18 protein-coding genes and 2 rRNA genes are annotated in these 22612 nt (G+C 61.3%); 14 read left to right on the forward strand and 6 right to left on the reverse strand.

Going from position 1 to position 22612, the window contains the following annotated elements; genetic code table 11:
• Window positions 1-233: 233 nt before the first annotated feature.
• Together ACLRDN_RS20260 and ACLRDN_RS20265 are read right to left on the reverse strand one after the other, a co-directional pair.
• Complete coding sequence (locus tag ACLRDN_RS20260; RefSeq protein ID WP_413457752.1) at window positions 234-1391, reverse strand: aminopeptidase; 1158 nt, start codon at window positions 1389-1391, stop codon at window positions 234-236.
• Window positions 1392-1399: 8 nt separating this feature from the next.
• Window positions 1400-3502, reverse strand: coding sequence for a molybdopterin-dependent oxidoreductase (locus ACLRDN_RS20265; protein WP_413457753.1), 2103 nt, complete (start codon window positions 3500-3502; stop codon window positions 1400-1402).
• Between the two features lie 259 nt (window positions 3503-3761).
• On the opposite strand from ACLRDN_RS20265, the gene ACLRDN_RS20270 reads away from it, so the two are divergent.
• The 4 genes from ACLRDN_RS20270 to ACLRDN_RS20285 all read left to right on the forward strand — a co-directional run bounded on the left by ACLRDN_RS20270 (window position 3762) and on the right by ACLRDN_RS20285 (window position 6850).
• Entirely contained in the window at window positions 3762-4955 is a 1194-nt protein-coding gene (locus ACLRDN_RS20270) for a M20 aminoacylase family protein (protein WP_413457754.1), read from the forward strand.
• Between the two features lie 128 nt (window positions 4956-5083).
• A complete protein-coding gene (locus ACLRDN_RS20275) occupies window positions 5084-5434 on the forward strand; it encodes a DUF1304 domain-containing protein (protein WP_413457755.1) in 351 nt (116 codons plus the stop codon).
• 15 nt (window positions 5435-5449) lie between these two features.
• Window positions 5450-5968: a DUF695 domain-containing protein gene (locus ACLRDN_RS20280; RefSeq protein ID WP_413457756.1), complete on the forward strand. Its 519-nt coding sequence runs from the start codon at window positions 5450-5452 to the stop codon at window positions 5966-5968.
• 162 nt (window positions 5969-6130) lie between these two features.
• Window positions 6131-6850, forward strand: a complete 720-nt coding sequence (locus tag ACLRDN_RS20285) for a DUF4088 domain-containing protein (protein ID WP_121043903.1) — start codon at window positions 6131-6133, stop codon at window positions 6848-6850.
• A 19-nt stretch (window positions 6851-6869) separates the two neighbouring features.
• On the opposite strand, the gene ACLRDN_RS20290 is transcribed toward ACLRDN_RS20285, so the two are convergent.
• Together ACLRDN_RS20290 and ACLRDN_RS20295 are read right to left on the reverse strand one after the other, a co-directional pair.
• On the reverse strand, window positions 6870-7655 hold the full coding sequence (locus ACLRDN_RS20290; RefSeq protein WP_413460426.1) for a DUF3047 domain-containing protein: 786 nt from the start codon (window positions 7653-7655) through the stop codon (window positions 6870-6872).
• A 228-nt stretch (window positions 7656-7883) separates the two neighbouring features.
• Window positions 7884-8867, reverse strand: coding sequence for a LysR family transcriptional regulator (locus ACLRDN_RS20295; protein WP_413457757.1), 984 nt, complete (start codon window positions 8865-8867; stop codon window positions 7884-7886).
• Window positions 8868-9109: 242 nt separating this feature from the next.
• Here ACLRDN_RS20295 and araD1 point away from each other — a divergent pair, with 242 nt between their 5' ends.
• The 10 genes from araD1 to ACLRDN_RS20345 all read left to right on the forward strand — a co-directional run bounded on the left by araD1 (window position 9110) and on the right by ACLRDN_RS20345 (window position 18873).
• Window positions 9110-10105: an AraD1 family protein gene (araD1, locus tag ACLRDN_RS20300; protein ID WP_413457758.1), complete on the forward strand. Its 996-nt coding sequence runs from the start codon at window positions 9110-9112 to the stop codon at window positions 10103-10105.
• Window positions 10106-10276: 171 nt separating this feature from the next.
• On the forward strand, window positions 10277-10960 hold the full coding sequence (locus ACLRDN_RS20305) for an amino acid ABC transporter permease (protein ID WP_121043909.1): 684 nt from the start codon (window positions 10277-10279) through the stop codon (window positions 10958-10960).
• Between the two features lie 9 nt (window positions 10961-10969).
• Window positions 10970-11620 carry an amino acid ABC transporter permease gene (locus ACLRDN_RS20310; RefSeq protein ID WP_121043912.1) on the forward strand — a complete coding sequence of 217 codons (651 nt, stop codon included), beginning with the start codon at window positions 10970-10972 and terminating at the stop codon, window positions 11618-11620.
• A complete protein-coding gene (locus tag ACLRDN_RS20315; protein ID WP_034333235.1) occupies window positions 11604-12338 on the forward strand; it encodes an amino acid ABC transporter ATP-binding protein in 735 nt (244 codons plus the stop codon). The genes ACLRDN_RS20310 and ACLRDN_RS20315 overlap by 17 nt, the downstream gene beginning before the upstream one ends.
• Window positions 12339-12407: 69 nt before the next feature.
• On the forward strand, window positions 12408-13214 hold the full coding sequence (locus ACLRDN_RS20320) for a transporter substrate-binding domain-containing protein (RefSeq protein ID WP_039786863.1): 807 nt from the start codon (window positions 12408-12410) through the stop codon (window positions 13212-13214).
• Between the two features lie 93 nt (window positions 13215-13307).
• On the forward strand, window positions 13308-14843 hold the full coding sequence (locus ACLRDN_RS20325) for a UxaA family hydrolase (protein WP_413457759.1): 1536 nt from the start codon (window positions 13308-13310) through the stop codon (window positions 14841-14843).
• 239 nt (window positions 14844-15082) lie between these two features.
• The gene (locus ACLRDN_RS20330) at window positions 15083-16258 is read left to right on the forward strand and encodes a fumarylacetoacetate hydrolase family protein (RefSeq protein ID WP_413457760.1); all 1176 of its coding nucleotides are present in this window, start codon (window positions 15083-15085) and stop codon (window positions 16256-16258) included.
• A gap of 16 nt (window positions 16259-16274) precedes the next feature.
• Entirely contained in the window at window positions 16275-17039 is a 765-nt protein-coding gene (locus ACLRDN_RS20335; RefSeq protein WP_413457761.1) for an SDR family oxidoreductase, read from the forward strand.
• A gap of 169 nt (window positions 17040-17208) precedes the next feature.
• Window positions 17209-18159, forward strand: a complete 951-nt coding sequence (locus tag ACLRDN_RS20340) for an SMP-30/gluconolactonase/LRE family protein (protein ID WP_413457762.1) — start codon at window positions 17209-17211, stop codon at window positions 18157-18159.
• Between the two features lie 159 nt (window positions 18160-18318).
• Window positions 18319-18873, forward strand: coding sequence for an acyloxyacyl hydrolase (locus ACLRDN_RS20345; RefSeq protein ID WP_088755739.1), 555 nt, complete (start codon window positions 18319-18321; stop codon window positions 18871-18873).
• Window positions 18874-19447: 574 nt separating this feature from the next.
• On the opposite strand, the gene rrf is transcribed toward ACLRDN_RS20345, so the two are convergent.
• A 5S ribosomal RNA gene (gene rrf / locus ACLRDN_RS20350) occupies window positions 19448-19560 on the reverse strand.
• A gap of 140 nt (window positions 19561-19700) precedes the next feature.
• Window positions 19701-22572, reverse strand: a 23S ribosomal RNA gene (locus tag ACLRDN_RS20355).
• Between the last annotated feature and the right edge of the window lie 40 nt (window positions 22573-22612).

Raw genomic sequence — 22612 nt, forward strand, 5'->3', positions numbered from 1 at the left:
ATAACGTGCGCTGGGGCTGGACGGTGATGCAAGGCCACCGCGTTGGCGCGCACAGCGAAAAAAAAGCACGAGTGTTTTTTTATTTATCGCAGATGCTATCCAGCATTCGACTGCGGGGCAAGCTTTTTGCGCCCCAAATTTGAGATTTTTTGCAAAATGGCTGGCAACGGCGGCGATATCACGGGCAGTTCGGGCATATCAGCTTGTCCAGGCAGCCGGTCGTCTGCGCAAATTCATCCGGCATGATACGCCGGGTCGCCGTCCTTGGGCCGGTCAATGGTGCAGGCGGGAAACATTTCCGCATCCGCCTTGCCCGTGGTCAAGGGCGCGTCTCCCAGCGCAGCATGACGTGCGGCCTTGTCCATGCGCGCCAGGGCGCGCACCTTGTCATAGAAATCGGGGAAGCCGCTGCTGCGGGCAAACAATTGGCGGAAGGCGGGGACCAGGTCGTGATACGCCCCCACCAGGGCCAGGTGCGCATTGGACAGCGGCATCGCAAACCAGCGGTCATAACCGGCATAGCCATTCCATCGGGTGACCTTGATCTGCGCATATTCAGCGCGCAGCGCATCGAAGATGGCCGCCTTGCGCTGGCGCTTGTCGGCATCGCTGGCGTCGCTGTCGTAGTTCTCCTTCAACTGCGCACGGTACTTGTCCAGCAAGGCCAGGAACTCGCGCTTGCGGGCGGCAAAGCGCTGGTAGGCCTCGACCAGCGCCGGATCGTGGCGCGCCGCCAGCCAGCGCTCCACCCCCAGCTCTTCCACCGCCACCGCAAACCCTTCATTGAAGGACGTATCGCCGGGCGCATACACGGTCTGGTGCGCCAGCTCATGGAAGATCAGCCGCGCCAGTTCGCCATCGGGATACTGGATGAAGGTCGAGATCACCGGATCATCGAACCATCCCAGTGTGGAATACGCCGGTACACCGGCGACCTGCACGTCATACCCTTCGGCCTTGAGCGTGTCGGCATAGGCCTGCGCATCACTGAGGTGATAGTAGCCGCGATAGTCCACGCAGCCGGCAATGGGGAAGCACCACTGCCGGGGCTGCAACGACAGCTCCGGTGCGGCCACCACGTTCCACAGCACGAAGGGCCGGTCCAGTTGTGCGTAACTGCGGTAGCTGCCGTTGTCGGGCAGATCCAGTTCAGTGACGGCATAGCGGCGGATCGCGCGCACCGTCTGCAGCTTGGCCTTGAGCGCGGGCAAGGTGGCCGGGTCATCGAGCCAGTCCTCCAGCGGTTTGGCTTGCGCCAGCAGCGAGAACTGGCCGTGCGCGGCCTGCGCGTAATACGACACCGTGGAGCAGGCCGTCAACCCGCACACCGCTGCCAGCGCCACCAGGGTGAGCCCCCAGCGTACGGAACCACGCAAGCCACGGCGCAGCATGAAAATGCTCAGGCGGCCACGACCGGCTGCTGCAGTTTTTCCACCTGCACCAGCACGTCATAGAAGGTCGGCGCATTGCCCATGTCGGTCAGGCGCTGGCTGGTGACTTCGTTGGCGTTCTTGCCATCGGCCGCAAATTTCTTCCACCAGATCGACAGGCCCACCACCAGCCCCACGCGCGCCTTGTCGGTCACGCGCACGCGCGCCTGCATGCTGCCGCGATCATTGAAGATGCGCACCGTATCTCCCTGCGCAATGCCGCGCGCAGCGGCGTCCTGCGGGTGCATGTCGAGGTGTGGTTCGCCCTCCGTATCACGCAGGCTCTGCACGTTGACGAAGGAAGAATTGAGGAAATTGCGCGCCGGTGGCGAGATCATCGCCAACGGGTATTTGGCGCCCAGCTGCGGATTGCTGGCCACCGATTCATAGGGCGCGATATAGGTCGGCAAGGGATCGAGACCCGCACGCTTCATCTGCTCGGAATAGAACTCGCACTTGCCCGAGGGCGTGGCAAACCCGCCTTCGGCAAAGGGCGCCACCGGCACCGACAGGCGCTGCCAGCCCTTCTCCTTCAATTGCTCCCAGTCGTAGCCGGCGCTGCGCGGATCATCGCGCTTGAAGGCCACGGCGGCCAGCTGATCATCGCTGTCCTTGAAGCAGTCTTCTTCAAAGCCCATCGCGGCGGCCAGCAGGCGGAATATCTCGGTATTGGGCTTGGCCTCGCCCAGCGGCGCGATGGCGGCATTGTTGGCCATCATGTAGACGTGGCCATAGGAAGCGTGCACGTCGATGTGCTCCAGCTGGGTCGTCGCAGGCAGCAGGATATCGGCGTAGTCGGCGGTATCGGTCTGGAAATGTTCCAGCACCACCGTGAACAGATCCTCGCGCGCAAAACCCTGCGCCACCTTGCCCGACTCCGGGGCCACCGCCACCGGGTTGGAGTTGTAGACGATCACCGCTTCCACCTGCGGACCAAAATCGGACGAGGCCGGCTTCAACAGGTCATCGCCGATGGTGCTCATGTTGATGATGCGGCTGGGCTTGCCATGACGCGCAGCCAGGTCGGGGCGGCTCAAGGCGGCCGTATCCTTGGGGAAGCTGTCCGATACCGACAGCTGGATACCCCCCGACGCCTGACGCCAGGCACCGACCAGCGCCGGCAAGCAAGCCACGTTGCGCGCGGCCATGCCGCCGCCGCGCACGCGTTGCAGGCCGTAGTTGATACGCAGGAAGGCGCCCTCCCCGGCCAGCGCGACGCGGCCGTATTCGCGTGCCAAGTTCTGCACTTCGTCCGCACTGATGCCGCACACCTCAGCGGTACGGGCCGGCGTCCATTCGGCCGCGCGCTCCTTGAGTTGTTCGAAGCCGAGCGTGTAGCGTGCGATGTAATCGTGGTCCAGCAAGTCTTCTGCGATCAGCACGTGCATCAGGCCCAGCGCCAGGGCCGCATCGGTCCCGGGCAAGAGCGCGATGTGCTGGTGGCATTTCTCGGCGGTCAGCGAGCGATACGGATCGATGGCGATCAGGCGTGCTCCGTTGCGCTTGGCCGCTTGCACGCGAGTCCAGAAATGCAGGTTGGAAGCAATCGGATTGCCACCCCAGATGATGATGAGCTTGGCGTGATCGACCTGCTCCAGGTCGGTGCCGATGCGCGCACCGATGGTGTAGCGATAGCCTGCGCCACCGGCCGAGGCACAGATGGTGCGGTCCAGCTGCGATGCGCCCAGGCGGTTGAAGAAACGGCCGGCCATCGATTCGCCCTGCACCTGGCCCATGGTCCCGGCGTAGCTGTAGGGCAGGATGGCTTGGGGGTCGCGCAGGGCGATCTGGCCCAGGCGCGCTGCGATGGTGGCGATGGCCTCGTCCCAGCTGATGCGCTCGAACTTGCCCTCGCCCTTCTTGCCCACGCGGCGCATGGGGTGCAGCAGGCGGTCCTGGTGATAGGTGCGCTCGGCATAGCGCGAGACCTTGGTGCAGAGCACGCCGGCCGTGGGCGGGTGCTCCGGATCGCCGCGCACTTCCGTGGCGACGCCGTCCTTGACGGTCACCAGCAGGGCGCAGGTATCAGGGCAATCATGGGGACAGGCGGCACGGACGATGGTGGTGGTCATGGCAGAGAAAATAGCGGAGAGAAAACAGCCCGCAGTGGGCGCAACAGGACACAGGACGCACGCAGCCAAGCCGGAAACACCATCTCCGCTGCCAGCCGCGCTGGTGGCCAGGCCGCTACTTTATCTCAAAACGGCCCGGCGCGACGCCCGTACTGGTACCTGGTCCGACCCTTGCTTGCCACACCTGCACCCAGCCCGTCTGATGGACGGGCGCGGTAAGATAAGTCCTTTCCATACCCCTGCGCATTGGTTCAATCCCATGAAACTCATCGACCCCATCGTCCAGTTCCACACCGAACTGCAGAAAATCCGCCGCGACATCCACGCTCATCCCGAGCTGTGTTACGAAGAAGTGCGCACCGCCGACGTGGTGGCGCAAAAGCTGGCCGAGTGGGGGATTCCGGTCGTGCGCGGCCTAGGGGTGACGGGCGTGGTCGGCATCATCAAGAAGGGCGACAGCCCGCGTGCCATCGGCCTGCGCGCCGACATGGATGCGCTGCCCATGTCCGAAATCAATACCTTCGACCACGCCTCGCGTCATCCCGGCAAGATGCACGCCTGCGGCCATGACGGCCATACCGCCATGCTGCTGGGGGCGGCCCGTCACCTCGCGCAGCACGGCGACTTCGATGGCACGGTGTACGTGATCTTCCAGCCCGCAGAAGAAGGCGGCCGTGGTGCCGAGCGCATGATCCAGGATGGCCTCTTCGAGAAATACCCGATGGATGCCGTCTTCGGCATGCACAACTGGCCCGGCATCCCGGCCGGTCACTTCGGCGTCACGCCCGGCCCGCAGATGGCGTCCAGCAACGAGTTCCACGTCACCGTCAAGGGCAAGGGATCGCATGCGGCGCAGCCGCACAAGGCCATCGATCCGGTGATGACGGCGGTCCATATCGCCCAGGCCTGGCAGAGCATCGTGGCGCGCAACGTCAACCCGAATGACCCGGCAGTGGTGTCGATCACCCAGATCCACACCGGCAGCGCCACCAATGTCATCCCCGATGAAGCCCTGATGGTCGGCACCGTGCGCACCTTCAGCCTGCCGGTGCTGGACCTCATCGAGCGCCGCATGCAGGAAATTGCCGAGCACACTGCGGCCGCCTTCGATGCCACGGTCGAGTTCCGCTTCAACCGCAACTATCCGCCGCTGATCAACCATCCCAAGGAAACCGCCTTCGCCGTCGAGGTGCTGACCGAACTGTTCGGTGCCGACCATGTGGACGCCGCGACCGAACCGACCATGGGCGCGGAAGACTTCGCCTTCATGCTGCAGCACAAGCCGGGCTGCTACGTCTTCCTCGGCAATGGCGATGGCGGCCACCGCGACCAGGGCCATGGCCTGGGTCCGTGCAACCTGCACAACCCCAGCTACGATTTCAACGATGACCTGCTGCCCATCGGCGCCACTTACTGGGTGCGCCTGGCCGAGAAATTCCTGCAGGCGCAGTAAGCGCAGCGGCGGCCTGCGGGGCATTGGCGAGCGGGCGCATTTCAGGCATGATCGCCTAAGCCCGCCGCCCGGCGCACCCTGCAACTGCGAGCGCGCGGCAAGAACGTATAACGATAATGGGAGAAACCTTGCACACGCTTGCCACCGTCCTGGTCCTGCTGGTCGCCCTGGAACACGTCTGGATCCTGATCCTGGAAATGTTCCTGTGGACCAAGCCGCTGGGCCTGAAGACCTTCCGCCAGTCGCGCGAAGCCGCCGAAGCCACCCGCGTGCTGGCCGCCAACCAGGGCCTCTACAACGGCTTCCTCGCCGCCGGCCTGTTCTGGAGCCTGGCCACGGGCGACCATGCGGTGCAAATCTTCTTCGTGAGTTGCGTGCTGGTGGCCGGGATCTACGGCGGTCTCACCGCCAAGCGCTCCATCCTTTACATCCAGGGTCTGCCCGCCCTGCTGGCGCTGCTGGCCTTGCTGGCCGGCTGACAGGGCAACGCCACCATGAAGCGCGCCCTGCTCCTGGCCTTGCTGCTCCTGCTGGCGCGCCATGGGCTGGCGCAGGATCCTGAGCCGGAGTGGTGGAACTACCAGGCCCAGCGCGGCGATCGCATCAAAGTGGTCAAGCTGGACATGGGCTTGCGGCGCAGCTTCCCGCTGTCCGGCTTTCCGTATGTGGTGGTTACGCGGGTGAGCTATGTGCCGGGCACGCCCGACGGCTTGCCGGCGCTGGCCGAGCAGGACCGGCTCGAAGCCCTGTCCGACCAGATGGCTGCGGCCATCGGCAAGAAGACCCGCAGCATCTACGCCGGCACCGCCTTCAGCCAGGGCCAGCAGCAATCCTGGTTCTACGTGACCGATCCCAATGGACTCGAAGCAGTGGTGGCGGGCGTGCATGCCCAGCTCTGCCAGGGCTGCAAGACCAGTACCGCCATCCTGGCCGATCCCGCCTGGGCGCTGTATCGCGACCAATTGTTGCCGGACGGGGAAACCCGGCAGCGCTATGGCTTGCGCAGTTATTGAGGTGCTTGCCGCAGGGGCGGCGTAAAGTTTGGCACGACAGCTGCCGATAACAAGTTTCCTGGCAGCATCAGCGTTGACACCGCGTCATCACAACTTCTCCGGCGCGCCGCATGGCCTTGCCGGGGGAACAACAACATCGGACACGGTCCGAGGGGAAGCCGCATGAAACAGATCAAACTCATCCTCAAGGATGATATCTACGACTCGCTGGAGCGCGACTATCACAACTTCGTGCGGCTCTCGACCAAGATCGATTCGGGTTTCGTCAAACCCTCCTTCGACAGCTATCTGCTGGCCAAGCTCTCCGAGAACACCAACTTCCTCACCGAAGAGGCGGTGCAGCACCTGATGCTCTCGGGCCAGTACGCCTGGGCACGCCGGGCGATGGACAAGGAATTCCCGGACGTGGTCCAGATCCTGATCGAACAGGCGGCCAATTACGGTTTCTGGATTGCGGTGCGCCACGACTGGGGCACCGAGGAACTGGTCAATGCCTCGCGCGCCTGGGCCGGCGCCATCATCAAGCAGGCCAAGGGCGACGAAACGCAGATCGACGTGCTGGCCTCGCAGATCAAGGCGTCCGCCACCAATATCGCGGTGGTGCAGGAACGCCTGAAGACCCCCGCCTCGCAACTGGCCCATGCCATGGTGCAGGAATTGCGCGAGACGCATATCGCCATCGAACATGCCTCGGGCATGGTGGCGCGGGAAAAGCTGGGAGCCCTGCGCACCCTGTTGAAACTCGGGCGCGCCTATGGAAATGTCTCGGAGAAAGCCGAGCAGGACATGATGGACAAGCTCAAGCGCGAAAAGCCCTGGCTCTTCGAGACCGGCCCCAAGGGCTTCTGGGGCCACGTCGCCGCCTGGTGGCGCGGGGTCTGAGCCCGCAGCACGTCAAGGCTCAGGGAGCCGGCGCCACCTGGGCATCGCGCATCAGGCGGATATCGCCATACCAGGCTTGCATCTTCTGCACGGTGTTGTCGGTATCGGTGAGCACGCCCACGCCGATCAGGCGGCCGGGCTTTTCACCGAAGGCACGCTCATAGTCCTCGGCAACGTTGCGCTGGTAATTGCGCCACTGCCCCACATGCTCCGCACCGCTTTCCACCACCAGCATCTGGATGCGGCCGGTGCGGCCGTTGGCAATCACCGTGCCGACCGGCATCTTGGGATCCCACACATACATCAGCGTGGCATAGGGCAGCTCATGCCCGGTCAGCAGCTTGGCCGTATCGAAGAGGATGGTATCCATCAGCGATAGCTTGTCGTGGTCGCCATCGAAGGCCAGCACGATGCGCACCGGCGAATCATCGGTTTCCCGGTGAGTGAGATCGGCCGTGGGAATCAGGCCGGCGGCTTTCCAGCTCCAGGTCAGCCAGGGCTTCTTGTTGATGTCGATGTCGACCGCATGGCGCAGGCCGGAGGAGGCGCGGTCGGCAAAGGCGTGCAGGACGCTGCGGCCATTGTCCTGCACCAGACGGTATTCGGTAGGAATCTTCTTGCGGGTGAACACCAGCGGTTCCCAGCCGGTCGGCAAGCCTTCGGGCGGGTTGGCCGAGAACAGTGCCAGGGCCTGGTCCAGCTTGGCCTGTTTGGCTTGCCGGGCGGCCTCGTCGAGCGGCGCGGGCTTCTGTGCGGCGCAGCCTGCCAGCAGCAGGGCGCCGGTCACGCAGAGCGAGGCCAGCACGGCACGAGCGGCAGAGGCAGGAAGGGAAACAGGACCGAGAGCAGCAAGGCGCGTGCGCACACGCGTAAGACGCAAATTCATGAAGGCCAACCGGAAAAAGCGGATTCTGAGGGAAAGTCTGCGGCCACCCCGACCGCAGACGAACACTAACAGGAAAATCACGCCTGGCGGCATCCGGAAAAACCCTAGCCGGTAAAAAAACGTCAGGAATGCAACGCGGCCGTTGGCTCAGTTTTGCTGCCGCAGGATCTGGATGAACATCTTGGCCAGCGACGACAAGGTACTGTTCTTGCGGGTGACGATGCCGTAATGCTCGATCCTGGTCTTGAGGTTTACCGGCAGGATCCCCAGCATCTGGCGCGCAGCAAAGAAATGCGCGATGTCCAGCGGCATCACCGCCACCATGTTCGATTGCGCCAGCAGGGTGATGGTGACGAAGGGCGAGGCGGTCTCGATCACGTTGCCCGGTACCTTCACGCCTTCCAGCTTGAACTCGTGCTCGATCCAGATGCGCATGGGCATGTTGCTCGAATAGAGGATCCACGAGGCATCGGCCAACTCCTGCAGGCGCACCTTCTGCGCCGTGGCCAGCGGATGGTCGATGCCGCTGACGATGCACATGGGCTCGCCGCGCAGCATTTCGTAATGGTAGAGGTTGGGCTGCGAACTGACCGAGGAACGGCCGATCATCAGGTCGATGCGGCCCTGGTCCAGCAGCAGCAGCTGGCGGGCACTGGTGTCTTCGCTGATCTCAATGGAGACTTCCGGCTGGATCTCGCGCAGGCGCGACAGCGCACGCGTGACGAAGGGCGCCGCCCCCATGATGGTGCCGATGGACAAGCGGCCGCCGCGCCCGCTGATCATGTTCTGCAATTCTTCGCGCAGGTTGGCGACATCGCTCTGGATCAGGCGCGCATAGCGGATCACGCAGCGGCCCAGCTCGGTGGCCTCGATGCCGCGCGGTGAGCGGTCGAACAGGGTCACGCCCAGGGCATCTTCCATTTCATGCAAGGCCTTGGTGGCGGCCGGCTGGGTCATGTGCATCACTTCGGCTGCCTTGTGCAGGGAGCCCTGCTCGTCGAGCGCCGTCAGCAGCGCCACCTGGCGAAAGCGCAGGCGGCTGACGATGGACCCGACCGAAGGCAGCACATCGCCTGCCGCGCCCTCCTCGCCGAGTCGGTTATCACCCGATGAATTAAGCTCATTAGACATCCTTGGTTCAGCCTCTTATAGTCGTCCCGGAAAAAACACAATGCTAGCGCATCTGCCCCCTGCCCACGGCGATGCGTGAAAAAAGCTCAGGAGACGACGGGCAGATTGATCCACAGGTGGCTTCGCCTGGCGGCAGTTTCCTGCCGCGTGCGAATCTCAAGTCCTGTTCTGCACATCGCGCTCCCGGACCCTGACCGCCGCTGACCGGCGGCCATGTGGATGACGACGGCAAAGGAGACCTGGTGAGGCTGATTCAATATCGCGACCTGCATGACCAACGGCGCGTGGGCATCGTCAATGGCGCCAGCGTCCAGGTGCTGGGCGAGGTCGGCACCATGCGCGAGCTGGGCTTGCTGGCCATCGAACGCCATACCGGGCTGGAGCGCCTGGCCCAGTTGCTCAATACCGACCAGTGCGAAGACTATGCCGCGATCCTGGCCGAGGGCCGCATCCTGGCCCCGCTGGACCATCCCGACCCGGCCCACTGCCGCGTCTCCGGTGCCGGTACCACGCACCTGGGCAGCGCCACCACGCGCGACAAGATGCATCGCCGCATCGAGGGCGATGAACTCGACAAGACCGATACGCAACTGATGATCGAATGGGGCATCGCCGGCGGCCGCCCCGCGCCGGGTACCGTGGGCGTGCAGCCCGAGTGGTTTTACAAGGGCGATGGCCATTGCATCGTCGCGCCCGGCCAGCCTTTGCCGCGTCCCGACTTTGCCCTCGACGGCGGCGAAGAACCGGAGATCGTCGGACTCTACCTGATCGATGATGCACTCTGTCCGCGCCGCCTCGGCTTTGCCATCGGCAACGAGTTTTCGGATCACGTGATGGAGCGCCGCAATTACCTGTATCAAGGCCACTCCAAGCTGCGCCACTGCGCCTTCGGTCCGGAGCTGCTGGTGGGCCTGCCGCCGGCGCACCTGGTCGGCATGACGCGTATCCGTCGCCGTGGCCGCGTGATATGGGAACAGGAATTCCTGACCGGGCCCGACAACATGTGCCACTCCATCGAGAACCTCGAGTACCACACCTTCAAGTACGCGCACCTGCTGCAGGCGGGCGACGTGCATGCGCACTTCATGGGCGCGGCCAACCTGTCGTTCGCCTACAGCGTGCGTACCGAGGACGGTGACAGCATCGAGATCAGCATTCCCGATTTCGGTGCACCGCTGGTCAATGGGATCGAGCACGTGCAATCGACCTTGCGACCGGGTGGCATCAGGCAGCTGTAGCCACGCCGCCCGGACCCAGGCGCGCCGCAAGGCGCAGCAGTAACGGCAATCATGCCAAGGCCCCGACCTCAAGGTCACACAACAAGAGGCCGCCCCCAGGAAAATCAAAAAGGAGACCACCCTCATGCTGCTGTATCCCCCTTCCCCTGACGCTGCACGGACGGAGCGTCGATGAATTACACCTTCGATTTCATGAGCGTGTTCGCCAACTGGGATCGCCTCTTGATGGGTGCCTGGCTGACGATACAGCTCTCGGCCCTGTCCATCGCCCTGGGCTTCGTGGTCGGCACGCTCGGTGCGATTGCCGGCAAGAGCCGGCTGGCGCTGGTGCGTGGCCTGGTGCAGGCGTATGTCGAGATCATCCGCAATACGCCACTGCTGGTGCAGGTGTTCCTGGTGTTCTTCGGCCTGGCCAGCATCGGCTGGAAGCTCACCGCCGAGACCGCTGCCGTCATTGCGCTGACCGTCAACGTCGGCGCCTACACCACCGAGATCATGCGCGCCGGCATCAACTCCATTCATCCGGGCCAGATCGAGGCGGCCGAATGCCTGGGCATGTCGCGCTTCCACGTGTACTGGCACGTGGTGCTGCTGCCGGCGGTGGAGCGCGTCTATCCCTCGCTGACCAGCCAGTTCATCCTCTTGATGCTGGCCTCCAGCATCACCTCGCAGATCTCGGCCGAAGAGCTGACCGCCACCGCCAACCTGGTGCAGTCGGAAACCTTCCGCAGCTTCGAGGTGTATGCGGTCATCGCGGTGGCGTATCTCGCCCTGTCCTTCCTGTTCCGTGGCGCATTCTGGGCAATCAGCCAGATGGCCTTCGTGCGCAAGCGCAAGCTTGGCACCAACCTGTAAGGAGGCGCGATGAACGCATTCAGTTTCCTGCACGTGGAATACCTGCTGCAAGCCGCCGTCTGGACCGTGGTGCTGTCGCTGGTGGCCTTCGTCTTCGGCGGCGTGGCCGGCTTCGTGATCGCCCTGTGGCGGGTCTCGCCCAATGCCCTTCTGCGGGGCATCGCCAGTACCTACATCCAGGTGGTGCAGGGTATCCCGCTGCTGGTGATCCTGTTCGTGGCCTACTTCGGGCTGGCCATCGCCGGCTTCAAGCTCACCCCGCTGGTGGCGGCCGGGATTTCCTTTGCGATCTATTGCGCCGCCTTCCTCGGCGAGATCTGGCGCGGCTGCATCCAGGCGGTCCCCAAGACCCAGTGGGAGGCCTCGGAATGCCTGGGCTTCAACCGCTTCGAACAGCTCACCAAGGTGATCCTGCCGCAGGCGGTCAAGATCGCCACGCCACCCACCGTGGGCTTCATGGTGCAGATCGTCAAGAACACCTCGCTGGCCTCGGTGATCGGCTTCGTCGATCTCTCGCGCGCCGGCCAGATCATCAACAACTCGACCTTCCAGCCGTTCACCGTGTTCGGCTGCGTCGCACTCATCTATTTTTGCCTGTGCTTCCCGCTGTCGGCGCTGTCCAAGCACTTTGAAAGGAAATTGAATGTCAGCCATCGTTAAGATCAATGATCTGCACAAGAGCTTCGGCAGCAACAAGGTATTGAATGGCGTTTCGCTGGATGTGCAAAAGGGCCAGATGGTGGCCATCATCGGCAAGAGCGGTTCGGGCAAGAGCACGCTGCTGCGCTGCCTGAACGGTCTGGAGAAAGTCGATGGCGGCAACATCCATGTATGCGGACATGATATTCATCATCCGGACAAGCTGAACCTGCGCGAATTGCGCAAGCAGGTCGGCATCGTCTTCCAGAGCTACAACCTGTTCCCGCACCTGACGGTGGAGCGCAACATCACGCTGGCGCTGACCACCATCAAGAAGATGTCCACCGAGGAAGCGAAGAAGATCGCCCACAAGGTCCTGCAGCTGGTGGGCCTGGAGAACAAGAAGGAAGCCTATCCCGAGCAGCTCTCGGGTGGCCAGGCGCAGCGCGTGGCAATTGCCCGCTCGCTGGCCATGGCGCCGGAACTGATGCTGTTCGACGAAGTGACCTCGGCGCTGGATCCGGAACTGACCGCCGAAGTGCTGAAGGTCATGGAAGACCTGGCCCGTGGCGGCATGACCATGGTACTGGTCACGCACGAGATGGCCTTTGCCCGCAAGCTGGCCGATGTGCTGGTGTTCATGCACCAGGGCCAGGTGTGGGAGATCGGCCCGCCCGACGAACTCTTCAGCAATCCCAAGACGGCCGAATTGCAGAAGTTCGTATCAAGCGATCTGTAAAAGGTCGCATATCCATCTTGTATGGATTTTGTTGTCAGCAGCATCCCTACAATCACCCAGGAGACATCAATGAAAAAACTGTTCAACTTCACCCGCAAGGCCGCCGCCGTCGTGCTGGGCCTGGCTTGTTTTGCCCAGGCCGCGCATGCTGATGCCCTGGCCGATATCAAGGCACGCAAGAAGGTACTGATCGCCATCGACCTCGGCGCGCCCCCCTTCGGCATGACCAACGCCAAGCTGGAGCCGCAGGGCTCGGATGTGGAAACCGCGCGCCTGCTGGCCAAGGACATGGGCGTGGAGCTGGAGATCGTGCAGGTCACCGGCCCCAACCGCATTCCCTTCCTGATGACCGGCAAGGCCGACATGGTGATCTCGTCCTTCTCGATCACGCCGGAACGCCAGAAGGTGGTGGCCTTCACCCAGCCCTATGGCGCCTCGCAGTTCGTGGTGGCCGCGCCCAAGGGCGAGAACATCAAGGGCCTCAATGACCTGGTCGGCAAGCGCGTGGCCGTGGTTCGCGGCAACATGCAGGATTCGCTGCTGACCCCGCTGGCCCCCAAGGGAACCAACATCGTGCGCTTCGATGACGATGCCACCGTGACCGCGGCCATCATCTCGGGCCAGGTCGATGCACTGTGCACGCCCAATTCGCTGGCCTCGGCCATTGCCAAGCAGAACCCGTCCAAGAACCTGGAAACCAAGTTCGCCATCAAGGACATCCCCTATGCCATCGGCCTGCGCAAGGGCGAGCCGGCACTGGAAAAGTGGCTCAACGAATGGATCACTGCCAACCTCAAGAATGGCAAGCTGCCCGGCATCTACCAGCAATGGGTGGGCAGCCCCATGCCTGACCTGGCGCAGTTCGCGCCCAAGTAAGACCGTCGTTTCCGGCATGTCGCGCCAGAAAGCGCGGCATGCGCCCGCCGCCTGCGCGGCCAGCCTGCAGCCTCCACGTTCTCCGAGACCCACATGAAAGCCAACTCTCCCATCATTCGCCTGAACCCGGCCGATGATGTCGTCATCGCCCGCCAGCAGCTCATCTCCGGCACCGTGCTGCAGGACGAAGGCGGCCTCAAGGTCCAGGGCCTTATTCCGGCCGGCCACAAGATGGCCACCCGCGCCATCGCCACCGGCGAGCCGGTCAAGCGTTATGGCCAAATCATCGGCACCGCCAGCCAGGACATCGCGCCCGGCCAGCACGTGCATACGCACAACCTGGCCATGGCCGAGTTCTCGCGTGAACACCATTTCGGCGCGGACGTGAAGCCGGTCGATTTCGTCGCCGAGCCGGCCACCTTCATGGGCATCGTGCGTCCCGATGGCCGCGTGGCCACGCGCAACTACATTGGCGTGCTGACTTCGGTGAACTGCTCGGCCACGGCGGCGCGCGCCATCGCCGATTACTTCCGCCGCGACATCCATCCCGAAGTGCTGGCCGACTATCCCAACATCGATGGCGTGGTGGCGCTGACCCACGGCCAGGGCTGCGCGCTGGATTCGCAGGGCGAGCCGCTGCAGATCCTGCGCCGCACGCTGGCCGGCTACGCCACCCATCCCAACTTCGCTGCCGTGCTGGTGGTAGGCCTGGGCTGCGAGACCAACCAGATCTCGGGCCTGATGGAAAGCCACAACCTGAAGGAAGGCGAATACTTTCATACCTTCACCATCCAGGGCACCGGCGGTACCGCCAAGACCGTGGCGCTGGGGATCGAGAAGATCAAGAAGATGCTGCCCAAGGCCAATGACATCAAGCGCGAGCCGGTGTCGGCCAAGCACCTGACGCTGGGCCTGCAGTGCGGTGGTTCGGATGGCTATTCGGGCATCACCGCCAACCCGGCACTGGGCGCGGCGGTGGACTTGCTGGTGCGGCATGGCGGTACGGCCATTCTGTCGGAGACACCGGAAATCTATGGCGCCGAACACCTGCTCACCCGCCGTGCGGTCTCCCCCGAAGTCGGTGAAAAGCTGCTGGCCCGCATCGCCTGGTGGGAGGAGTATTGCGCCAAGAACGATGCCGAGATGAACAACAATCCCTCAGCGGGCAACAAGGCCGGCGGCTTGACCACCATCCTGGAAAAATCGCTGGGGGCGGTCGCCAAGGGCGGTACCACCAACCTGGTGGATGTCTACAAGTATGCGGAAACGGTGACCGCGCGCGGCTTCGTCTTCATGGATACGCCGGGCTACGACCCGATCTCCGCCACTGGCCAGGTCGCCGGCGGCGCCAACATGATCTGCTTCACCACGGGACGGGGTTCGGCCTACGGCTGCGCACCGGCGCCCTCGCTCAAGCTGGCCACCAATACGGCGCTGTGGCAACGCCAGGAAGAAGACATGGACATCAACTGCGGCGAAATTGCCGACGGGAATGTCACACCGCAAGAGATCGGCCAGCGTTTCTTCCAGATGATCCTCGATACCGCCTCCGGCAAGAAGACCAAGAGCGAACTGCATGGCTACGGGCAAGACGAATTCGTGCCCTGGCACATCGGCGTCTACACCTGATGCTGATGCAGATCATCAAGGCCCGGCGGCGGCTGGGCTAGTGTTATCCGTAGTGGTCCGTAGTGCGCCGCTCCAGCGCGCGCACTACGGGCTGCCGGCCAAGCATCCTTGCCTTCGGGCATCCACGGGGACGAGGATGTTTCGCCCGCAGTCAGTCTCCCCCTTGCAGAACCGTACATCGTGGCGACGTCCGCTTCCCGTGTAGTCCGGGCCCGCCTCCAACATAAGGAACCAAGAACATGGCACACACTTTTTCGCTCCAGGCCCACCTGCCTGAAGACCACGCGCAGGCCACGCTGATCGGCCGCCTCTGGCAACCGGGCGTGGGCCCGGTGCTGGTGAGGATCGATGCCGACGGTGCGTACGACCTCACGCTCATCGCCGCCACCTCCAGCGAACTGCTGGAGCTGGACGACCCCGCCGCGGCCGTGCGCGCTGCCACCAACATGACCCGTATCGCGACCTTGCAGGAGCTGCTGGACAATGCCGACGCCGCACAGCGTGATACCTCGCGCCCCTGGCTGCTGGCGCCTATCGACCTGCAGGCCGTCAAGGCCAGCGGCGTGACCTTCGTGGCCAGCATGCTGGAGCGCGTGATCGAGGAACAGGCACGCGGCGACGCCGGCAAGGCGGAATCGGTACGCAAGGCGATCACGGCGGTGATCGGCGACAACCTCTCCAGCGTGGTGCCGGGCTCGCCGGAAGCCGCGCGCCTGAAGGAAGTGCTGCTGGAGCAAGGCGTGTGGTCGCAATACCTGGAAGTGGGCATCGGCCCGGACGCAGAAATCTTCACCAAGGCACAGCCAATGTCGTCGGTAGGCCTGGGCGATGAGGTCGGAATTCACCCCAAGTCGGCCTGGAACAATCCCGAGCCGGAAATCGTGCTGGCCATCAACAGCCGTGGCAAGGTGGTCGGTGCGACCCTGGGCAATGATGTGAACCTGCGCGACTTCGAAGGCCGTAGCGCCCTGCTGCTGGGCAAGGCCAAGGACAACAACGCGTCGTGCGCGGTCGGGCCTTTCATTCGCCTGTTCGACGCAAACTTTTCAATTGACGACGTGCGCCGCGCCGAACTTACAATGCGGGTCGATGGTACGGAAGGCTTCACGCTCAAGGGCAGCAGCTCGATGTCCATGATCAGCCGCGATCCGCTGCAGCTGGTGGAACATGCGATCGGCCCCAATCACCAGTATCCGGATGGACTGGTGCTGTTCCTGGGGACCATGTTCGCTCCGACCCAGGACCGTTTCGGTCCCGGCCAGGGCTTCACCCACCAGGTGGCCGATATCGTGACGATCTCCACCTCCAAGCTGGGCGCGCTGGTGAACACGGTCAACTTCAGCGACCAGACCGCACCGTGGACCTTCGGGCTCACCGCGCTGTACAAGAACCTGGCCAACCGCAAACTCGTTTAACCGCAAAGGAACAAGCATGTCCGCATCCACTGGCCGCCTCGCCGGCAAGACTGTCCTCATCACTGCCGCCGCCCAGGGCATTGGCCGCGCCTCCACCGAACTGTTTGCGCGCGAAGGGGCGCGCGTGATCGCCACCGATATCAGCAAGCCTCATCTGGAAGAGCTGGCATCGATCGCCGGTGTGGAAACACATCTGCTGGACGTGACCGATGACGCCGCCATCAAGGCGCTGGTGTCCAAGGTCGGCAGCGTCGATGTCCTCTTCAACTGCGCTGGGTATGTGGCTGCGGGCAACATCCTTGAGTGCGATGACAAGGCCTGGGACTTTTCCTTCAACCTCAATGCCAAGGCCATGTTCCACACCATCCGCGCGGTGCTGCCGGGCATGCTGGCCAAGAAGGCGGGCTCCATCGTCAACATCGCCTCGGCGGCCTCGAGCGTGAAGGGCGTGGCCAACCGCTTCGCCTATGGCGCCTCCAAGGCGGCCGTGGTGGGGCTGACCAAGTCGGTGGCGGCGGACTTCGTGGCGCAGGGCATCCGTTGCAATGCGATCTGCCCGGGCACCATCGAATCGCCCTCGCTGAACCAGCGCATCAGCACCCAAGCCAAGGAGAGCGGCAAGAGCGAAGACGAAGTACGTGCCGCCTTCGTGGCGCGCCAGCCCATGGGCCGCATTGGCAAGGCCGAGGAAGTGGCGGCACTGGCCTTGTATCTGGCCTCGGACGAGTCGAACTTCACCACCGGGTCTGTCCACATGATTGATGGTGGGTGGTCCAACTAAGCTGGGGATCGAAAATTGTTTACGGTTCGGGTCTGACGAGGGCCCGGGCGACGTGAGCGATCAGGTAAGCCAGGACGGCATGCTGTGCGCATGCCGTTTTTCTTTTCGGCGTCGCAGCCTGCAGGCGCGGTTGCGGATCAGGTTTATCAAACGGGAGGCTCGCGGCATAATGAGCGCTTCCTCATTCATGCTTACAGGCAAGCCCATGTCCCAGGCATCTCCGGTATTTTCTGCCGACACGCTCACTCCCGTGACTTCCGAACCGATGCTGCTCGGTGAATCGCCCTTGTGGCACGCCGAGGAAGGCGCTCTGTACTGGATCGACATTCCCGGCAAGGCGGTGCACAAGCTGGCGTTCGGTACGCAGCAGCACCAGCGCTGGGAGTTGCCGGAAGAACCCGGCAGCATCGTCAAGCATGCCCAGGGCGGGCTGGTGGTGGCCTTGCGCACGGGAATGTTCCATCTCAATACCGGCAATGGCGCACTGTCCTTGCTGCTGGAGGCGCCCTACGATACGGCGCGCATCCGCTTCAACGATGGCCGCTGCGATGCGGCCGGCCGCTTCTGGTGCGGCACCATCTATGAGCCGCGTGATCGCGATGGCGGCACGCTCTACTGCTTCGAGCGCAATGTGCTGCGCGACGCGCATCATGCGGTGGTGACGTCCAATGGCGTGGCCTTCAGCTCGGACCAGCGCCTGATGTATCACGCCAATACGCCGGCCCACCGCATCAACGTGTATGACTACGATCTGGCCACCGGCCAGACCAGCCAATGCCGTCTGCTGCGCCAGTTCGACAGCGACAAGAGCGCACCCGACTATGGCGGCCGGCCCGATGGGGCGGCGGTCGATAGTGAAGGGGCTTACTGGTGCGCCATGTTTGAGGGCGGCCGGGTGTTGCGGCTTTCCCCACAGGGAGAGATCCTGCAGGAAATCCGGCTACCGGCGCGATGCCCGACCATGGTGGCCTTCGGTGGCGAGGATCTGCGCACGCTCTTCATCACCACCGGCCGCAATGGCCGCAGCGATGCCGAGCTGGCGCAATATCCCCTGTCCGGCCATGTGCTGGCCATCCGTGTGGACGTGCCGGGAAGACTTGAGTACAGCTATCGCCCCTGAGCCTTTAAGCTGTGTGTGGTAAGGACGCGGCATAATCTTTCACGCGAGTATGCATTTGTGACGATTATGAGAGAATATCGCGTCCTCGCGGATGCCCTGGCGCCGCGCCGAATACAAGCAAAGATCCTTCAAAACACTTTACGCGCTGAAAGAGAATCCATGACTAAAATGAAGAGCCTGGTCGCCAAGATCGCTTTTGCTGGCGTTGCCGCCATTGCCATCCAGTCGCCCAGCTATGCCATCGACGGCATGTCGCTGGAATACGGTACCGGCAACAGCACCCAGCTGGCCCGTATCGGTGCCCAGTTCAACTGGGGCCCGAACTGGAATTTCTGGCAGTCCAACGGCACCCACATCGGTGGCTACTGGGATCTGTCGCTGGCCAACTGGCGCATGAACCACTATAACAACACCAGCAGCAGCGGCAACCTGGTCGACCTGGGCCTGACCCCGGTGCTGCGCTTCCAGCGTGACGATGGCAAGGGCTTCTATGGCGAAGCCGGCATCGGCGTGCACCTGTTCTCCAAGCTCTACCGCAACAACGACAAGGTGCTGTCGACGGCCTTCCAGTTCGGTGACCACGTGGGCGCCGGCTATGTGTTCAGCAATGGCCTGGATCTGGGTATCCGCCTGCAGCACTTCTCCAACGGCGGCATCAAGCAGCCCAATGGCGGCGTGAACTTTGCCGTGGCACGTGTGGCTTACAAGTTCTGATGACTTGAGCTGCTACTGCTGAAAATGAAAAAGCCGGCTTTGCCGGCTTTTTTATTGTCTGTAGTTTTGGAAGGGTGAGGTCGCGCTGCCAATGCCTGCGGTTGTATGTCAGCGCGTGAGTTGTTCCCGAATCTTAGATTTTTACCTGTGCATAAATTAACTGCTGCCGGGGCTGCTGGCGCAGGCTGTGTATAAATCTAAGGTTTGGATTCCCAGGCATCGCTTGTGATGGGCAGTTGCGGCCGATTGAGTGCCTTAGATCCTAAATGTCTGTCTATAAAAAAATGCACAGCGGCTGGCAGGATTCGCTTCTGGCTGTGAATAAAACTAAGAACAGACGTTGATCGTCGGCAGGAGGAGTTGGCAGTAGCAACAGTTTTTGGTGCGCTGATTGGTGGGGACTGCGTCTGGCACCGGCCAGACTGCATGCAGTGCATCGTTTCTGTGGCTGGCTGAACCTGGTTGCCCCGATCATCCGAACCGTACCTGGCCTCAACTGCCCTGCAGTCACAAACCGAACGCACAAAACAAAAACCCTCGCTACTTTCGTAACGAGGGTTCTTGAGGATAACAAGCCTGACGATGACCTACTTTCACACTGGTTGCAGCACTATCATCGGCGCGAAGTCGTTTCACGGTCCTGTTCGGGATGGGAAGGGGTGGTACCAACTTGCTATAGTCATCAGGCATAACTTGTAAAGCCAGTTGCTCTCGATGGAGCAGCAACTAACCCAAACTGGAAGAAGTATTTAATAGATTCTTGGGGTGTGATGCACTAGGGCAAACACAATATATGCTCAACTTGTCTATAACAGAGCTAATGTTATAGGAACAAGCCGCACGGGCAATTAGTATCAGTTAGCTTAACGCATTACTGCGCTTCCACACCTGACCTATCAACGTCCTGGTCTCGAACGACCCTTTAGGGGAATCTAGTTCCCGGGAAGTCTCATCTCAAGGCGAGTTTCCCGCTTAGATGCTTTCAGCGGTTATCTCTTCCGAACTTAGCTACTCGGCAATGCCACTGGCGTGACAACCGATACACCAGAGGTTCGTCCACTCCGGTCCTCTCGTACTAGGAGCAGCCCCCTTCAAACTTCCAACGCCCACGGCAGATAGGGACCAAACTGTCTCACGACGTTTTAAACCCAGCTCACGTACCACTTTAAATGGCGAACAGCCATACCCTTGGGACCGGCTACAGCCCCAGGATGTGATGAGCCGACATCGAGGTGCCAAACTCCCCCGTCGATATGAACTCTTGGGAGGAATCAGCCTGTTATCCCCAGAGTACCTTTTATCCGTTGAGCGATGGCCCTTCCATACAGAACCACCGGATCACTATGTCCTACTTTCGTACCTGCTCGACTTGTCAGTCTCGCAGTTAAGCACGCTTATGCCATTGCACTATTAGCACGATGTCCGACCGTACCTAGCGTACCTTCGAACTCCTCCGTTACACTTTGGGAGGAGACCGCCCCAGTCAAACTGCCTACCATGCACTGTCCCCGATCCGGATAACGGATCAAGGTTAGAACCTCAAACAAACCAGGGTGGTATTTCAAGGTTGGCTCCATAGGAACTAGCGTCCCTACTTCAAAGCCTCCCACCTATCCTACACAGATTGGTTCAAAGTCCAATGCAAAGCTACAGTAAAGGTTCATGGGGTCTTTCCGTCTAGCCGCGGGTAGATTGCATCATCACAAACATTTCAACTTCGCTGAGTCTCGGGAGGAGACAGTGTGGCCATCGTTACGCCATTCGTGCAGGTCGGAACTTACCCGACAAGGAATTTCGCTACCTTAGGACCGTTATAGTTACGGCCGCCGTTTACTGGGACTTCAATCAAGAGCTTGCACCCCATCATTTAATCTTCCAGCACCGGGCAGGCGTCACACCCTATACGTCCACTTTCGTGTTTGCAGAGTGCTGTGTTTTTATTAAACAGTCGCAGCCACCATTTTATTGCAACCCTTTTGTCCTTCTGGCGCAGGCCAGTCAAACTACTTGGGCGTACCTTATCCCGAAGTTACGGTACCAATTTGCCGAGTTCCTTCTCCCGAGTTCTCTCAAGCGCCTTAGAATACTCATCTCGCCCACCTGTGTCGGTTTGCGGTACGGTCTCGTTAGACTGAAGCTTAGAGGCTTTTCTTGGAACCACTTCCGATTGCTTCGCGAACAAGTTCGCTCGTCTCACACCCTTGAATTACGCTGCCGGATTTGCCTAACAGCCTTCTTCGATGCAAAAACCGACTATTCCAACAGTCGGACAACCTTCCGCGATCCGTCCCCCCATCGCATCTAACGACGGTGCAGGAATATTAACCTGCTTCCCATCAGCTACGCATCTCTGCCTCGCCTTAGGGGCCGACTCACCCTGCTCCGATGAACGTTGAACAGGAAACCTTGGGCTTACGGCGTGCGGGCTTTTCACCCGCATTATCGCTACTCATGTCAGCATTCGCACTTCTGATACCTCCAGCATCCTTTACAAGACACCTTCACAGGCTTACAGAACGCTCTCCTACCATATCCTTACGGATATCCGCAGCTTCGGTGACTGGCTTAGCCCCGTTACATCTTCCGCGCAGGACGACTCGATCAGTGAGCTATTACGCTTTCTTTAAAGGATGGCTGCTTCTAAGCCAACCTCCTGACTGTTTTAGCCTTCCCACTTCGTTTTCCACTTAGCCAATCTTTGGGACCTTAGCTGGCGGTCTGGGTTGTTTCCCTCTTGACGTCGGACGTTAGCACCCGGCGTCTGTCTCCCAAGCTCGCACTCATCGGTATTCGGAGTTTGCAATGGTTTGGTAAGTCGCGATGACCCCCTAGCCATAACAGTGCTCTACCCCCGATGGTGATACTTGAGGCACTACCTAAATAGTTTTCGGAGAGAACCAGCTATTTCCAAGTTTGTTTAGCCTTTCACCCCTATCCACAGCTCATCCCCTAATTTTTCAACATTAGTGGGTTCGGTCCTCCAGTGCGTGTTACCGCACCTTCAACCTGGCCATGGATAGATCACTTGGTTTCGGGTCTACACCCAGCGACTGAACGCCCTATTCGGACTCGATTTCTCTGCGCCTTCCCTATTCGGTTAAGCTTGCCACTGAATGTAAGTCGCTGACCCATTATACAAAAGGTACGCAGTCACCCCTTACGAGGCTCCTACTGTTTGTATGCACACGGTTTCAGGATCTATTTCACTCCCCTTCCGGGGTTCTTTTCGCCTTTCCCTCACGGTACTGGTTCACTATCGGTCGATTACGAGTATTTAGCCTTGGAGGATGGTCCCCCCATGTTCAGACAGGATTTCACGTGTCCCGCCCTACTTGTCGCAAGCCTAGTTCCACACCATCGATTTCGCATACGGGGCTATCACCCACTATGGCCGGACTTTCCATTCCGTTTTGCTATCGTTGATGCTAAATCTTGCAGGCTGATCCCATTTCGCTCGCCACTACTTTGGGAATCTCGGTTGATTTCTTTTCCTGTAGCTACTTAGATGTTTCAGTTCGCCACGTTCGCTTCGTTACCCTATGTATTCAGATAACGATGACCTTACGGCCGGGTTTCCCCATTCGGAAATCTGCGGATCAAAGCTTGTTTGCCAGCTCCCCGCAGCTTATCGCAAGCTACTACGTCCTTCATCGCCTGTAATCGCCAAGGCATCCACCATGTGCACTTATTCGCTTGTTCCTATAACGTTAGCCTCTTTTGCAAGAGCGTTATATGAAGC

It is taken from the genome of Herbaspirillum huttiense, from assembly GCF_047300815.1.
Lineage (GTDB): Bacteria > Pseudomonadota > Gammaproteobacteria > Burkholderiales > Burkholderiaceae_D > Herbaspirillum > Herbaspirillum huttiense_A.